Genomic DNA, 14536 nt, shown 5'->3' with positions numbered 1-14536 from the left:
GATGATCATAGGTACGATGCCGTTGATCGGCCTCGGTTTGCAGCAGTAGAACAGGAGGGCCGACGCAATAGAGACGATGCAAAATACCTCGCCAATAGAGATGGCGATATTTGCCTGACGTTCGCTGACATTGACGCGGCGGGCTAAGAACTGGGCGAAGCTGCACCGACGAATATCGACGGCAGGTCTCCCACTGCTAACATCGTGAAAGGCGTTTTCCAACCTGGCAGCCGGGTTGTAACCCTGTCGCCGCGAGCTTATTGAGGCTCCCTTTTGTCATTGGCGGCAGCGTGATTGCTCGCCTTTATGGAGCTTCAAAATGCCGCGCCATCGCCGCCGTCCTCAGTCTGCCCGTATGCGAACGCCGCTATTTTTCGATTCACAGTCTTGGCTCGTTGGCCTTGCGGTGTGCACGCTCGTGAGTTTTCTTTTGTTCGGCGGCGGTCCGAACAGCGCTGGCCTGCGGGTAGGGATCATGCTGGCGATGGGCGCAGCCTGCATCCTGGCCTTTGGTTCGCTGGGCGGTCTGCGGCGACTGAGGCAACTGCCGCTTTTAGAGACGCTTTGCTGGGCGGCGCTGGTCGCGGTCCCGCTACTTCAGCTCATACCGCTGCCGCCCGGCGTCTGGACTTCGCTTCCCGGACGCGGAACGGAAACGCAGATTCTAACCTTGGCGGACCAAGCCTCCGCGTGGCTACCGATCACTTTAAATCGTGCGGCAACGCTGTCGGCTCTTGCGATGACCCTCGCCCTCGGCGGCATCCTGCTCGCCGGGATTACACTGCCTGAAAAGGGAGTTCGCCATCTGTTGGTTGCCGTCGTTGCCTGCGTCGCGCTGTCGTTCATCATCGGCGCGATCCAGCTGAGCTCGTCGGGACGGTTGCTGACCTTTTATCCCACGTCGCATAAAGGATTGTTGCTGGGGTTCTTTTCGAACCGGAACCATCAGGCGTTGCTGATCGCAATCAGCATTCTTGTCGCCGGATATCTGATCAGCACGTCTCGCGTCCCACCCCGCCAGCGCTTGGCGCTTTTCGGCTTCTATGCCTTCGTGGCCTTGGCCGGGGCATTCGGAACGGCGTCACGCATGGGACTGGCGCTATGCATCGCAGCCTCCTTTGCCGCTCCATTCCTCTTTCTGGGCGCCAACATGGCGCGAAAAACATATCTCGTTGCTGGCGGCGGCGGCCTTGTGGTCGTCCTCGGCGGACTTGCCACCCTCAGCGGGACGGCCGGGCGCGCGCTCGATCGATATGGCGACGTCGGCGGCGATTATCGCTGGACGATTTGGGAACGCAGCATTGATCTGATCGGTGACTACTTCCCATTCGGAACGGGGCTTGGCAGTTTTTCTGATGTTTATCAGAAGTATGAGCGCCTTGAATGGCTGCTTCCAAATTATGTCAATGACGCCCACAACGACTATATTCAGCTGGTTATCGAGGCCGGGGTACCCGGCCTGATCCTTCTATTGCTGGTGCTCGCGGTGCTCGTCCGCGCGGCGATGTTCGCCGTATCAAAAGACGACATTCGCCGTCCCGACCAGGCCGGTCTGGCCAAACTGGGAATAGCGATTATCCTGTTGATACTGGCGCATTCCGTCGTCGATTATCCGCTTCGCCGCCCCGCCATCGCAGTGGTCTTCACCTTTGCGCTTGCCCTGATTTTCCGCCAGTATCGGCGCAACGGCACAGGCCCTCACAAAGTCCCTGATCCAACAATGGCATAAGAGTTTCGCATTGCCTTTGATGACGTTATTGCTAAGAGCGCAACTCGATTTTTGTGGGAAGTTTTCTTGATGCGCCTTTGGTTTAAGGCTCCAGCCTTGATTGCCGCCTGTCTGGCAATCGCCGCCTGTGGTCAAAAGACAATTAACCTGCCATCGGACAGTGCAGCCTATGCGCAGTTGGCAACGGCGGCGGCGCCGTTGGAGGGACAGGCGTATCGGATTGGCGACGGCGACGCCCTGAGGATCAATGTTTTTCAAGAACCCGACCTGTCGCTTTCGGAAGCCGTAGTAGACGTGAATGGTAATGTGACATTGCCACTGGTCGGTGACGTGTCCGCGGTGAGCTTGACCAGCTCCGAGTTGGCAACCGAATTGACGGGGCAGCTGCGCCGCTATCTCGTAAATCCCCAGGTGACGGTCGCGATCACACGTTCTGTCGCCAAGCGGATTTTCGTGGAGGGCGACGTGAAAAAGGCGGGCGTATTCCCGCTGGAGGGCGATGTCACGTTGCTCGGCGCGCTAGCGATGGCCGAAGGAACGTCCGAGATTGCCGATACCAAACAGGTCCTCGTTTTTCGGACGGTCGGAGGCCAGCGTTACGGCGCCAAGTTCGACATCGATGCGATCCGCGGCGGGACCGCCGAAGATCCGCGTCTCGCTCCGCAAGATCTGGTCGTCGTCGGCGTGTCGTCGAGCAAGCAATGGGTTCGAAACCTGATCCAACTCTCCCCTGTCTTTGGCTCGATCTTCATCGCGCTGAATCAGAATTGATACCAGACCAAGGCTGCTTGGCATTTTACCGGACACAGCATGCGCTATAGTGATACTTCAATGACGTCTGACACTGATCTCGGGATCAAGCCCGAGACGGGATTCTCGATCAATTTTGCGCAAATATGGGCGGCCGTTTACCGGTCCCGCTTCATTGCCGCAGGCATTTTGATCGGTTGCCTTGCTATCGGCGTCGCTGTCACCTTTCTGACGACGCCGATTTATCGTGCGCAAACGACGATACAGATCGATCAGGAAGCCGCCAAAGTTCTGGGCACCGAACAGACCGATTCGTCGACATCGATCCAGGATGCCGAACGGTTTCTGGAAACCCAGATCGGCATCATGCAGAGCCGTTCGGTTGCCTTGTCGGTCGTTCGCGACCTGCGACTGACGGCCGACGATCGTTTCCTGTTGGCGATGGACGTCGATCCGCAACTGGCGGCCAATTCCGAACTTCCGTTGGCGGAGGCGCGGCAGGATCTCGTCTTGAAGACGCTCGCCGAGAATCTTACCGTGTCGTTGCCGCGCGTATCGCGCCTGGCGGCGATCTCGTTCGACAGCCCCGATGCCGAGCTGTCGGCACGCATCGCCAATGCCTTTGCGGAGAATTTCATCCGCAATAATCTGCAACGCAAGTTCGAGGCCTCGGCCTATGCACGCGAATTTTTGAGCGATCAGCTCAAACAAGCGCAGGAGCGACTTGAAGAATCGGAACGTGCGGCAGTCAATTTCGCGAGAGAAACGGGCATTATTGATGCCAGCAAGGGTATTTCGCGCGGCGGCGAGGATTCGGCGCAGTCGCTGACCACTTCCACGCTGGTTCAGCTCAACCAAGCGCATGCCGAAGCGCTGGCGAAACGCTCGCAGGCAGAGCGCAAGTGGCAAGCAGTCAGTGCGGCGCCGGTGTTGAGCTTGCCGGAAGTCATAACCAACCCGGCGGTTCAGCAATTGTCGGTCATGCGGGCTGACTTGCAAGCCAGGGTTCAGGAAGAGCAGGAGCGCCGCACCGCCGAGCATCCCGCAGTCCGTCAATTGCAGCAGCGCCTGCAAGAGATCGAAAACCAGCAGATAGCCGTCGCGCGACGGATTCGCGACAGCGTCAAGACCGAGCGTGATATCGCCGCTTCGCAAGAATCCGCGATCAAGCGGCAGGTAGATCAGTTCAAGGGCTCGACGCTGACCGAACAAACCCAGGCTGTCCAGCTGTCCATTCTGCGGCGTGAGGCCAATACGAGCCGCCAGCAATATGAAGCCCTGCTGCAACGATATAATCAGTTGAATGCCGAAGCCGGCGTCCAAAGCAACAATGTGTCGGTTGTTGACAAGGCCGCTGTGCCGCCCGAACCGACTTGGCCGAAGCTGCCGCTGAATCTGGCTTTGGCTTTGTTCATGGGGATCGGCCTGTCGGCTGCTACAATTCTGGCGCGCGAACAGCTGTTCGCAAGGCTGATCTCTCCCGACGACGTCAAGGACCGACTGGGCCTGCCGGTCTTGGGGGCTATTCCGTTGTGGCGTTCTGACAAGAGCTTGGTCGAGCTGCTCGCCGATCCCAAATCGGAGGTGTCCGAGGCATATAACAGCGTCCGATCCTCGCTTTCGCTGTCGTCAGGAAGCGGATTGCCGCGGTCGATCGCCTTCGTCAGCACTCAGGCGAGCGAAGGCAAGTCGTCAGCGTGTCTCGCCACTGCGTTGAGCGTCAGCAAGCTCAAAAAGAACTGCGTGATGGTCGATCTCGATCTGCGCCGGCCCAATCTGCATCGGTTGCTGAGCATGTCCAACAACGTCGGTGCCAGCAACATCTTTGCTGGCGAAACGGCGGTTGCGGCGGCGATTCAACCAACCAAATTCCCCGGTTTGAGCATCATCACGGGCGGGCCCACACCGCCCAATCCGGCGGAGTTGCTGACCGACGACAATATCACCGGCCTGCTTCAAGAGCTGGCGAAAACCTATGACGTGATCTTTGTCGACAGCGCACCGATCCTGGCGCTGGCCGACGCCATCACGGTCAATAACAATTGCGAGGCGACGGTCTATATCGTCGAAGCAGGACGCAACAGCCCGAACGCGGTCCTACGCGCCATCAGCCGTCTGCAGGAAAGCCGTTCGAAGATCGTCGGCGTCATCCTGTCGCGTTTCGATGCCGGACGGATGGGTTATGGCTATGAATACGCCTATGGTTACACATATGAATCACGCGACGCATAAACACGGCGGGGATTGGTCGACACATGGCTTCGTCATATCGGTTGGGCTCGCTGTAGCGGTCGCCTTAACCGGCTATCAAACCATCGCGACCGAGCGCGATTTTGATAGCGCCGACCGGACCGCTCCGATTGTGTTCAATGATCCTAAGGCAAAGACGCTTGACGCGGCAAAGCTCGTCGCCGCGCAAAAGCATCAACTTGCCTGGCGTCCGCTTTCGCAGGATGCACTCAATCGCCTGTTGGTCGCCGCGCGGCTTGATGGTCGGCCCGCTCTGGAGAAGAAGGCTGCGGACGCGATGCGCGTTTTTGCCTGGCGCACCGCGCCCGGCCAGTTGAACCTGATCACCATTGCCTTGGAGCAACGCAAATTCGATCAGGTTTTCCAACACGCCGATGCACTTTCGCGCCGCGGAAAAGCGACCGAAGAAATCCTCAACCTCTTTGCTCTTTACGAGCTGATGCCCGAAAAGCGCCAATATCTGGTGACGGCGCTGAAGAAATCTCCGCCGTGGCGACAGGCTTTTCTCGCGAGCGCGGAGCGTCTCAAATCCTCCCAACAGGTCAACGCGCGTTATGAAACGATCGCTGCCCTGCTTGGCACAGGCGTCGTGCAACGCGACGAACTATCCTCTTTGCTCGGGCGCATGGTGGCCACGGGCTCGGCGCCGCAGGCCTATGGCCTGTGGGTCAAGACACAGCGCCCGGCTGTCAAACCCAACAGCCTGTTTGACGGCGATTTTGAGCAGGCAGGAGAGCTGCAAAAATCGGGCGTATCGAATCGCTTTCCCTTCGAATGGCAGCTAGATTCGGGCCGCAATGCGGGCACGCAATTGGTTCAACGCGGTGGCAGCAACGAGCTTCAGCTTTATTGGAACGGCCAAGGTGTGCCAATATTTGCCAAGCAGATCGTGCAGGCCCGCCCCGCGGTTTATAAAGTGACCCTTCACGGCGTCGAAGCCAGCAAGACGGGGCGCAAGGTCATCGCGGTCGAATTGCTGTGTCCGGGGCAACCGGCGATCCGTCTCGAACCGGTCGCGGCTGCGACGCAGAACGATCTAGCCTTTGCCGCAGATCTAGCGACCCGATGTAACTATCCCGAAATCCGCCTGTTCGGGCGCCCAGACGCTAATGGGGCGGATTTCGAAATGTCACTAACCGGCATCAATCTTGCCGTATCAAGCTGACCGGCTCGCCGGGTGGAAACCAAGTTTCGGAGATTATTATGTTTCGCGCAGATGAACTAAACGACGGCGCTTTCGTCATTGCCGAGGTGGGCCAGAACCATCAGGGAAATCTGGAGAAAGCGCTCGAGTATATCAAGATCTACGCCGCTGCCGGCGCCGATGCAGTCAAATTTCAGACGCGCAACAACCGCTATCTGTTCTCCGATGAATCCTATGCGGCGCCTTACGCCAGTGAAAATGCCTTTGCCGAGACCTATGGCGCGCACCGCGAAGCGCTGGAACTCGATGTTGAAGTCCTACCGATCATCAAACAGGCTTGCCTCGACAGCAAGACCGCCTTCATGTCGACGCCGTTCGATGAGCCCAGCTTGGAACTGCTTGTCGATCTCGATGTCGACATTCTGAAAATCGCATCATTCGACTTAGGGAATTTGCCGCTGATCAACCGCATGGCGAAAACCGGCAAGCCCGTTGTAATCAGCGTGGGCGGTGGCAAAATTGACCAGATACGCAGCAGTGTCGCAACGCTGCTCGAAGGTGGCGGCGAAGTCGCCGTGCTGCACTGCGTTTCCGAATACCCGTGTGAATACAACCGCCTTGGCCTCGACAACATCAAGACGCTGATCGAAGAGTTTCCCGACTGCGTGATCGGGTCTTCCGATCATTTCAACGGCACATTGTCGGGACCGGTCGCCTATCTTCAAGGTGCGCGCGTTTTCGAAAAGCATGTCACGCTTAACCGCGCATGGCGCGGGACCGATCACAGTTTTGCGTTGGAGGCCGAAGGCTTTCGCAAATTCGTTCGCGACATTCGGCGCGTCCGCCACATGCTGCCGCCCAAGCCGGTCGATGAACTGGGCACCGAGGCGGTGTTCAAAAAACTGGGCAAGTCACTCGTCGCCTATCACGACATCGCGGCGGGCGAGACGATCACCATCGACAGTCTTTCGGGGCGAATCTTCCCCGATCAGATCATTCCGGTGCGCGAGTCCAACCGCGTGATCGGACAGGTTGCGGCGCGGGCGATCGCCAAGGGCGAAGCGATTCGATACGACGATTTCGGCTGATGGCAGCGACCGATCTGTCGCGGCTCGACGCGCTGCGGCGCGTTGAGCTGGTTATTTTCGACTTCGATGGCGTCTTTACCGACAACAGCGTCCTGGTATCGTCCGAAGGGATCGAGTCCGTGCGGTGCTGGCGCAGTGACGGGCTCGGGCTCGCGCGGCTGGGCGAACTTGGTGTCGCGACCTTGATCGTTTCGACCGAAAAGAACCCGGTGGTTTCGAAACGCGCAGAAAAGCTGAAGATCGAATGCCGACAGGCGATCGACGACAAGGCGGAATGCGTGACCATCCTGTGCGCGGAACGGGGAATCCCGCTTGATCGCGTCGCGTTCGTCGGCAACGACATCAACGATATCCCAGCGCTAAAGATTGTCGGCTTGTCGGTCGTCGTTGCCGACGCCTATCCCGAAGCGGCCGAACATGCCGACCTGCAATTGTCGCGAAACGGCGGTTATGGTGCGGTTCGCGAACTTTGCGACATGGTTTGGGCCGCCCGCACGACCGCCCAAGAGAAAGTGTAAAATGAGCGCCGATCCCCTTTTCGACGTCAGCAACGATATTGTCGTGATCACCGGCACGTCGGGTACGCTCGGCGCAAATTATGCGGCGGCTTTTCTCGCCCGCGGCGCCAAGGTAGCGGGGCTCGACCGTGGGCCCTCGGCACGCTCCGACCAGCTCGCAGAGCGATTTGGAGCGCGGTTCGTCCACATCGACGTCGATGTCACGGCAAAAGCGACGCTTCAGGCGGCATTGGCCGCCGTCGAGACGAGGTTTGGCACGCCGACGGTGTTGATCAACAACGCCGCGCTCGATTCTCCGCCCTCCGCGCCGATCGAGGAGAACGGACCGTTCGAAACCTATCCGGAAGAAAGCTGGGACAGGGTCATAGACGTCAATCTGAAGGGTGTCTTTCTTTGCTGCCAGGTCTTTGGGGCGGCAATGGCGGCGGCTGGCAAGGGGTCGATCATCAACGTGGCGTCGATCTATGGCCTCGTGTCGCCTGACCAGTCGATTTATGATTATCGGCGCCAACGCGGTGAGGTATTTTTCAAGCCCGTCGCCTATTCGGCGTCCAAATCGGGAATCTATAATCTGAGCCGCTATCTGGCCCAATATTGGGCTGGCAAGCAGGTGCGCGTCAATTCGCTGACCATCGCCGGTGTGTCTGCGGGTCAGGAACAGGCGTTCCTCGACGCCTATTGCGCCCGTATCCCGGCCGGGCGCATGGCCGAACCCACCGAATATGATGGCGCCGTGCTGTTCCTGGCCAGCGATGCGGCGCGCTATATGACCGGCGCGAACCTAGTCGTTGACGGTGGCTGGACGGCAATATGAGCATCGACGTCCACAATTGGATCGGCGCCGCGGAGCGGCCGTCGCCCGGTACGCCGCGCATCGAGCGGCACAGTCCCCACGATGGACGCTTGCTTTCCACGATGCCCGATTCGTCCGTTGCCGATGTCGAACGGGCCGTCCAAAGCGCGGTCGATGCGCTTACTGCCTGGTCGGCGGTAACGCCGGTCCAGCGCGGCAACCTTATTTATGGCTTTGCAGCGGCACTCCGCCGGGAGGCCGAAACGCTGGCGGCGATCGTGGCCGAAGAAACGGGTAAGCCCATCCAGGATGCGCGCGGCGAAGTGGGCGGTGCGATTCAGCTCGCCGATTTCTTCGCCGGTGAAGGGATGCGGCTCTATGCTCGGACCTTGACCTCAGGGATGCCTGGCAAGACCAGCCACACCGTCCGGCAACCGATTGGCGTCGCGGGCCTGATCGTCCCCGCCAACACGCCGATCGCCAACATCGCGTGGAAAACGTTCCCGGCGCTGATTTGCGGCAATACCGTCGTGCTGAAGGCATCGGAAGACGCCCCGCGAACGGCCGATTTCTTCGCGAAGTTGGCGTCCGCGTCGGGCATTGTCGGCGGCGTGTTAAACGTCATTTACGGGTCTGGCGCGACGACGGGTACCGCTCTGGTCGCCGATGCGCGCGTCGGCGTCGTCAGTTTTACCGGATCGACCGGCGTCGGCCGCAAAATTGCCGAAGTCATGGGCCGCCGCTTGGGCCGACTGTCGCTCGAACTCGGCGGCAAGAACCCGATGGTTGTGTGCGACGATGCCGATCTCGACCGCGCCGTGCATTGGGCGGCGCTTTCGGCCTTCAGCAACGCCGGCCAGCGCTGCGCCGCTGGCAGCCGCATCATTGTCATGGACGCCATTTACGACCGCTTCCGCGAGGCACTCGTCGCGCGCGCGCGGTCGCTGACGCTGGGCGTTCACGAAGGCGCCGACCTTGGCCCCGTCATGCACAAGCGGCAGCAGGCGACCATCCTCGCGGCGATCGCGCGCGCCAATGACGATGGTGCGACCATTTTGTGCGGTGGCAGCAGCGCACCGACGGACCAACCTGCCGACGGCGCCTATGTCGCGCCAACCCTGGTCGAGGTGCCTTCGCATGATCTCGATATTGCGCAGCGCGAATTATTCGGTCCGGTCGCGACGCTGCATCGCGTCGGCGATCTCGCGGAAGCATTGGAACTCGCGAACAGTACCGAATATGGGCTGACCGCGGCGATCCACACGCGCGACGTCGACCGCGCCAATTGGTTCGCGCACCGCGTGCGGGCGGGTGTGGTCAACGTCAATATCGGAACTTATGGCAGCGAACCGCACATGCCTTTCGGCGGCTTTGGCGCCTCGGGCAATGGAACACGTGAGCCGGGGGTTGAGGCGCTGGATGTCTATTCGGAACTGAAGAATATTTCTTTCCTCACGCGCAGCGAGCTTATTTGACTATGCCGCCGAAAGCCGTCGCCCTTATCCCTGCCCGTGGCGGATCAAAGCGGGTCGCCAACAAAAATATCCGGCCGCTTGGCGGACATCCGTTGATGGCATATTCGATCCGTGCCGCAATCGACAGCGGCGTGTTCGCGTCTGTGGTCTGCGCCACCGATAATGATGAATATGCCGAAATTGCGCGCTATTATGGTGCCCAAGTTCCGGCGTTACGGCCCGCGGAAATGTCGGGTGACAAATCGCCCGATATCGAATGGATCCGCTGGATCCTAGACCTTCTCGACCAGCAGGGTGACAAGGTCGACGTGTTCAGCATTCTGCGTCCGACCAGCCCGTTTCGCCGCGCCGAAACGATCCGCCGCGCCTGGGACATGTTTCTGGCCAACCCCGGTGCCGATTCGCTGCGCGCCGTCGAAAAATGCCGCCAGCACCCGGGCAAGATGTGGGTGATCCGCGGCGACCGCATGTTGCCACTGATGCCGTTCTCGAACGGCACGACGCCGTGGCATAGCAGTCAATATGCCGCGCTGCCCGAAATCTATGCGCAGGACGCAAGTCTTGAGATCGCCTGGGCGCGCGTCGCACGCCAAGGCGATAGCATCGCCGGCGACGCAATCATTCCTTTCGTCAGCGAAGGGCTCGACGGATTCGACATCAACGAGCCCGAGGACTGGCTTTTGGCCGAACAATATGTGACGGGCGGCGCGGTGACGTTGCAATCGATCGGACACGCCCCCTACCCCAGCCCGTCCCAACTAGGAGCATAAACAAGCCATGGGTGATCTCATTGGTACCGCTGTGGGCGGAACCCTCTATTATGTCGCGAAGTCGGAGTTCGATCGTGTGCTCGCCCTGCCCGTGCCCGACGCGCAGCGGGTCGGCATCTTTGCGACACTTGCCCGGATCAACACGCTCTACATGATTGCCCGGGCGGGATCGGGGCATATCGGCAGCAGCTTTAGTAGCCTCGACATGATGGCCTGGATCGAATTGCGCGGTCGTCGCCGCAACGCCGATGGCCAATCAGACGATCTGTTCTTTTCGTCGAAAGGGCATGATGCACCGGGGCTTTATAATGTCCTGATCGCGACAGGCGCGCTCGATTTCGATTCAATCCATAAGCTTCGCCGCCTCGGCGGCCTGCCCGGCCATCCTGATGTCCACGTTCCCGGCATGGCGTTCAACACCGGGTCACTCGGCATGGGCGTATCCAAGGCCAAAGGATTTCTGACCGCGAACCGCCTGTTACATCGCGATGGCCGGGTTTTCGTGCTGACCGGCGACGGCGAGTTGCAGGAAGGTCAGTTCTGGGAATCGCTGATTTCGGCAGCCAACGGCAAGATGGACAACCTTGTCGTCATCATCGATCATAACAAGTTACAGTCGGACACGCTCGTCGCCCAGGTCAGCGACCTCGGCGACCTGGAAGCCAAGCTCAAGGCGTTCGGCTGGCATGTCGCACGGTGCGACGGCAATGATCTGGCCGCGTTTTCCGCCACGCTTGACGATTGCTTTGCAGTCACCGGCCAGCCCCAAATCATCATCGCCGACACCGTGAAAGGTAAAGGCGTGTCCTTCATGGAGCATACGTCGATCGATTCCGACGTCGAACTGTACAAATTCCATAGCGGCGCCCCCAGCGCCGAAGCCTATGTCGCCGGCGCGCAGGAGCTGATCGACCTTGCCAATCGCCAGCTCACCAACGCCGGTGCGGACGCCCTGCTGCTGGAAATCGAGGAGCGCCCGCAAGCGGCCGCGCCGCCGCCGGGCCAGCAGCGGCTGGTCCCCGCCTATAGCGATGCCCTGCTCGCGCAGGCGGCCAAACATCCCAATCTGGTCGCGCTCGACGCGGACCTTGTGCTCGATACCGGACTTATCCCGTTCCGTGATGCACATCCCGATCGCTTTATCGAATGCGGCATTGCCGAACAGGATATGGTGTCGCAGGCCGGCGGCATGGCGCGGGGCGGCTTGTTGCCCATCGTCCATTCTTTTGCCTGTTTCCTGTCGGCGCGGCCGAACGAGCAGATTTACAACAATGCGACAGAAGGTTCGAAAATCGTCTATGTCGCGTCGCTGGCCGGCGTGCTGCCCGGGGGGCCGGGCCATTCGCATCAGGCGGTGCGCGACATTTCGTCGCTCGCGGGCGTGCCCGGACTGACTATGGTCGAACCGTCGTGCGAGGCCGAGGTTGGCGCCCTGCTCGACTGGGCCATCGACGAAAATGACGCGAGCACCTACATCCGGCTCGTTTCCACACCCTGCGACATCACCTATGCTTTGCCGCAGAACTATACTCCCCGCCCGGGCATCGGCGTCACGCTGGTCGATGGCAAGGATGTGGTCGTGATCGCTTATGGCCCAACGATGCTGCCCGTCGCGATCGACGCCGCCGAAAGCTTGGCGAGCGACGGCATTCAGGCGGGCGTTGTCAACCTGCCCTGGCTCAATATCGTCGATCGCGACTGGTTGGCAGGCGTGGTCAAGGGCGCCGGTGCCATGGTATCGATCGACAATCATTATGTCGTCGGTGGCCAAGGTGACCGGATCGCCGACGCCTTGGCGACGATCGCCGATGCGCCACCGCTGATTCGGCTGGGGCTTCGCGCGGTCCCGCCGAGCGGGCAAAATGCCGAAGTGCTGGACGCCGTCGGATTGGACGCCGCAACCATCGCAGCGACCATAAGCGCTGCCCTGGCAGCGGCACGCAAAGAGTGACCGGTACTATGATCGCAGAACTGCAACATGCTATCGCCGAGCGATTCTGACGCGAGTATATGACCGAGAAAAATATCTCGTTCGGTTCGGCAGCTCTGGAAAGTCTGTTTGTTCAAGGGCTTGTCATGGCGCTTGGATTGCTGTCGCTTTTCTTTGTAGCCCGGATTCTGCCGCCGAGCGACGTAGGCGTCTATCTGGTAGCCTTCACGATCGCCAATGCCGCCGTGGTTCTGTTCGCGTTTGGGCTGCCGCACGCGTTTGCCGTTCGCGCCGTTGAATTCGGGCGCCAACGCCTTGCATCCAGCGCGATTGTCGCGTCACTCGCTCTCGCCGCGCTGGCGGGCGCCGTGATATGGGGCGTCCTTAAACTTTCCTGGCACGACGCGGATCTCGTCATGAAGGGTATTCCGCTTGTCCCGATTCTGACTATTGCCTCCTTTCTGAATATCATGGGTGCCAGCCTTCTGCGTTCGATGCTCGCGTTCCGCTGGGCCAATCTGCTTTCGGTGCTTCCTAACGTCCTATTCAATGCCGAAATGAGCTATATTTTTGCACAGGGCGGCGCGATCGACGCCGCTCAGTGCCTGGCGCTGTTGCTACTGCCTCAGATCGCCATGCTGCCCTTGCTGGGCATCGCGCTGTTTCGCAAAGTTGGACCGGTTTGGTTGCCCCCGATCAACGACGACATGCGGGCCTTGTTCCGGTTCGGCGGCACGGTGCATATCGGCAATGTTTTGAAGGAAGTGATGTACAGATCCAGCCTGATCATCGTGCAGATTCTGATGGGACCAGTGGCGGCTGCAACATTTGGCCTAGTGTCGCGCTTGATCGACGCAATTACCAAATTCGTCGACGCAATATGTCTGAACCTCGTGCCGTTCATCGCCAGCAGCGATCGCGATGCTGGGCGTGCGATGCTCTATTTGACGCTCGATTTCGTCATTGCGATTTTTATGCCGGGCACAATAATCGTCGCAATTCTATCGACAAGATTGGTGCCTTGGGTATTCGGGGCGGGTTATTCGGAATCGGCGGGGCTGCTACAATACGCGATTTTTGCCATCCTGCCGCTCGCCGTATGGAAAATTCTGGCCAACGAGGCGATCGCGCGCGTCGATCTGAAAGTATATCTCGCGTCCGCAGCAACCGGAGCAGGGGCGATGGTGGCGTTGAATTTCGCGCTAATACCGCAGCTTGGCCTTTCCGGGACAGTAGCGGCGATGCTAATAGCCTATTGCTTTGCCGTCGGCGTGATGCTGACCAAACAGAATTCGATAAGCAATTATGTTCCGCTTCGTGCGGTTTCTAAAATCGTGCGAGCACGATGGAAAAAAGGAGTCCGGACTAGTGAGTGATTGGAGTAAATTTCTGGAAGGATCGGACCGATCGCTGTTCAGCCAATCAAGGACGCACGCGATGCTACTCGAGCGTGTTATGATAGAAATACCGAAAAATGGTCGCGTTTTGGAAGCTGGCTGTGGCTTGGCGTTCTTGTCCAAATTGCTGTCCGATGCCGGATATGATGTTACCGCGGGCGACATCGACGATGACGTGCTTGCCGCGGCAGAACGGCTCGGACTTAAGGCGCCCGATCTGTCGTACCGGAAGGCCGATCTGTTCTGCCTCGCCGACGGACATGCGGGACGCGATTATGACGCCATAATTCACTCGGGCGTTCTCGAACATTTCGAGGACGATCAGATCGTCCTTGCCTTTGAACAGCAGCGGGCGATCACCCGAAAGGTCGTTTTCAAGATTCCCAACATCCGCACAACGATGACCCCGGCGCATTTTGGTAACGAGCGGTTCCTGTCGAACCAAAAGTGGGTTGAACTCGCGAAAGCCGGTGGCTTTGGCCACGTCGCCGTTTATGGGGGTGATTCCCTTCCTCACTGGACGCAATTGCTACCGTCGGCCCTGCACCAATATCCGCGCGCCGGACAAAAAGAAAAACGGCAGCGCTTGTTCGAAACGTTGTCGGGCTGGCGTCGATTTGTCAGCCGGCATAGTATTTTTGTATGCAGCTGAAGTCCCTCCCTTCCTCTCCCACAACAAATCTCAGGAAACA

Annotated in this window: 12 protein-coding genes and 1 pseudogene; all 13 read left to right on the top strand. The window is 59.4% G+C overall.

All coding sequences use genetic code 11. The features are described from left to right. Window positions 1–319 precede the first annotated feature (319 nt). Window positions 320–1729, top strand: a complete 1410-nt coding sequence (locus ACQY6T_RS05030) for an O-antigen ligase family protein (RefSeq protein ID WP_428629151.1) — start codon at window positions 320–322, stop codon at window positions 1727–1729. A gap of 51 nt (window positions 1730–1780) precedes the next feature. Further along, entirely contained in the window at window positions 1781–2500 is a 720-nt protein-coding gene (locus tag ACQY6T_RS05025) for a polysaccharide biosynthesis/export family protein (protein WP_428629149.1), read from the top strand. Between the two features lie 39 nt (window positions 2501–2539). Continuing rightward, window positions 2540–2827, top strand: a pseudogene (locus tag ACQY6T_RS05020) (Wzz/FepE/Etk N-terminal domain-containing protein); the annotation flags it as partial. A gap of 93 nt (window positions 2828–2920) precedes the next feature. Then, window positions 2921–4711 (top strand): GumC family protein, encoded by a 1791-nt coding sequence (locus tag ACQY6T_RS05015; protein ID WP_428630379.1) that lies wholly within the window; start codon window positions 2921–2923, stop codon window positions 4709–4711. After that, complete coding sequence (locus ACQY6T_RS05010) at window positions 4692–5894, top strand: hypothetical protein (protein WP_428629146.1); 1203 nt, start codon at window positions 4692–4694, stop codon at window positions 5892–5894. Before ACQY6T_RS05015 ends, ACQY6T_RS05010 begins: the two co-directional genes overlap by 20 nt. A gap of 38 nt (window positions 5895–5932) precedes the next feature. Continuing rightward, window positions 5933–6961 carry an N-acetylneuraminate synthase family protein gene (locus ACQY6T_RS05005; protein ID WP_428629144.1) on the top strand — a complete coding sequence of 343 codons (1029 nt, stop codon included), beginning with the start codon at window positions 5933–5935 and terminating at the stop codon, window positions 6959–6961. Beyond that, entirely contained in the window at window positions 6961–7479 is a 519-nt protein-coding gene (locus ACQY6T_RS05000; protein ID WP_428629142.1) for a KdsC family phosphatase, read from the top strand. Before ACQY6T_RS05005 ends, ACQY6T_RS05000 begins: the two co-directional genes overlap by 1 nt. Window position 7480: 1 nt before the next feature. Then, on the top strand, window positions 7481–8293 hold the full coding sequence (locus tag ACQY6T_RS04995) for an SDR family oxidoreductase (protein ID WP_428629140.1): 813 nt from the start codon (window positions 7481–7483) through the stop codon (window positions 8291–8293). After that, window positions 8290–9747, top strand: a complete 1458-nt coding sequence (locus ACQY6T_RS04990) for an aldehyde dehydrogenase family protein (RefSeq protein ID WP_428629137.1) — start codon at window positions 8290–8292, stop codon at window positions 9745–9747. The genes ACQY6T_RS04995 and ACQY6T_RS04990 overlap by 4 nt, the downstream gene beginning before the upstream one ends. Before the next feature lie 2 nt (window positions 9748–9749). After that, window positions 9750–10517 carry an acylneuraminate cytidylyltransferase family protein gene (locus tag ACQY6T_RS04985; RefSeq protein WP_428629134.1) on the top strand — a complete coding sequence of 256 codons (768 nt, stop codon included), beginning with the start codon at window positions 9750–9752 and terminating at the stop codon, window positions 10515–10517. 7 nt (window positions 10518–10524) lie between these two features. After that, window positions 10525–12468, top strand: coding sequence for a transketolase C-terminal domain-containing protein (locus ACQY6T_RS04980; protein ID WP_428629131.1), 1944 nt, complete (start codon window positions 10525–10527; stop codon window positions 12466–12468). A gap of 59 nt (window positions 12469–12527) precedes the next feature. Further along, window positions 12528–13823 (top strand): lipopolysaccharide biosynthesis protein, encoded by a 1296-nt coding sequence (locus ACQY6T_RS04975; protein WP_428629129.1) that lies wholly within the window; start codon window positions 12528–12530, stop codon window positions 13821–13823. After that, window positions 13753–14496 (top strand): methyltransferase domain-containing protein, encoded by a 744-nt coding sequence (locus ACQY6T_RS04970; protein WP_428629126.1) that lies wholly within the window; start codon window positions 13753–13755, stop codon window positions 14494–14496. The genes ACQY6T_RS04975 and ACQY6T_RS04970 overlap by 71 nt, the downstream gene beginning before the upstream one ends. The last annotated feature ends 40 nt before the right edge of the window (window positions 14497–14536 follow it).

The sequence above is a fragment of the Sphingopyxis sp. genome (genome assembly GCF_965279725.1).
Taxonomy (GTDB): domain Bacteria; phylum Pseudomonadota; class Alphaproteobacteria; order Sphingomonadales; family Sphingomonadaceae; genus Sphingopyxis.
The sequence above is the reverse complement of the archived record's forward strand: the minus strand, read 5'-3'. Positions and strand labels throughout refer to the sequence as shown.

Excerpts from the sequence above, each read along its gene's own strand:
- ACQY6T_RS05030 (WP_428629151.1), top strand. The coding sequence starts at position 320 with ATGCCGCGCCATCGCCGCCGTCCTCAGTCTGCCCGTATGCGAACGCCG.
- ACQY6T_RS05005 (WP_428629144.1), top strand. The coding sequence starts at position 5,933 with ATGTTTCGCGCAGATGAACTAAACGACGGCGCTTTCGTCATTGCCGAG.
- ACQY6T_RS04980 (WP_428629131.1), top strand. The coding sequence starts at position 10,525 with ATGGGTGATCTCATTGGTACCGCTGTGGGCGGAACCCTCTATTATGTC.
- ACQY6T_RS05000 (WP_428629142.1), top strand. The coding sequence starts at position 6,961 with ATGGCAGCGACCGATCTGTCGCGGCTCGACGCGCTGCGGCGCGTTGAG.
- ACQY6T_RS05015 (WP_428630379.1), top strand. The coding sequence starts at position 2,921 with ATGGACGTCGATCCGCAACTGGCGGCCAATTCCGAACTTCCGTTGGCG.
- ACQY6T_RS04995 (WP_428629140.1), top strand. The coding sequence starts at position 7,481 with ATGAGCGCCGATCCCCTTTTCGACGTCAGCAACGATATTGTCGTGATC.
- ACQY6T_RS04975 (WP_428629129.1), top strand. The coding sequence starts at position 12,528 with ATGACCGAGAAAAATATCTCGTTCGGTTCGGCAGCTCTGGAAAGTCTG.
- ACQY6T_RS04990 (WP_428629137.1), top strand. The coding sequence starts at position 8,290 with ATGAGCATCGACGTCCACAATTGGATCGGCGCCGCGGAGCGGCCGTCG.
- ACQY6T_RS04970 (WP_428629126.1), top strand. The coding sequence starts at position 13,753 with ATGTTCCGCTTCGTGCGGTTTCTAAAATCGTGCGAGCACGATGGAAAA.
- ACQY6T_RS04985 (WP_428629134.1), top strand. The coding sequence starts at position 9,750 with ATGCCGCCGAAAGCCGTCGCCCTTATCCCTGCCCGTGGCGGATCAAAG.
- ACQY6T_RS05010 (WP_428629146.1), top strand. The coding sequence starts at position 4,692 with ATGAATCACGCGACGCATAAACACGGCGGGGATTGGTCGACACATGGC.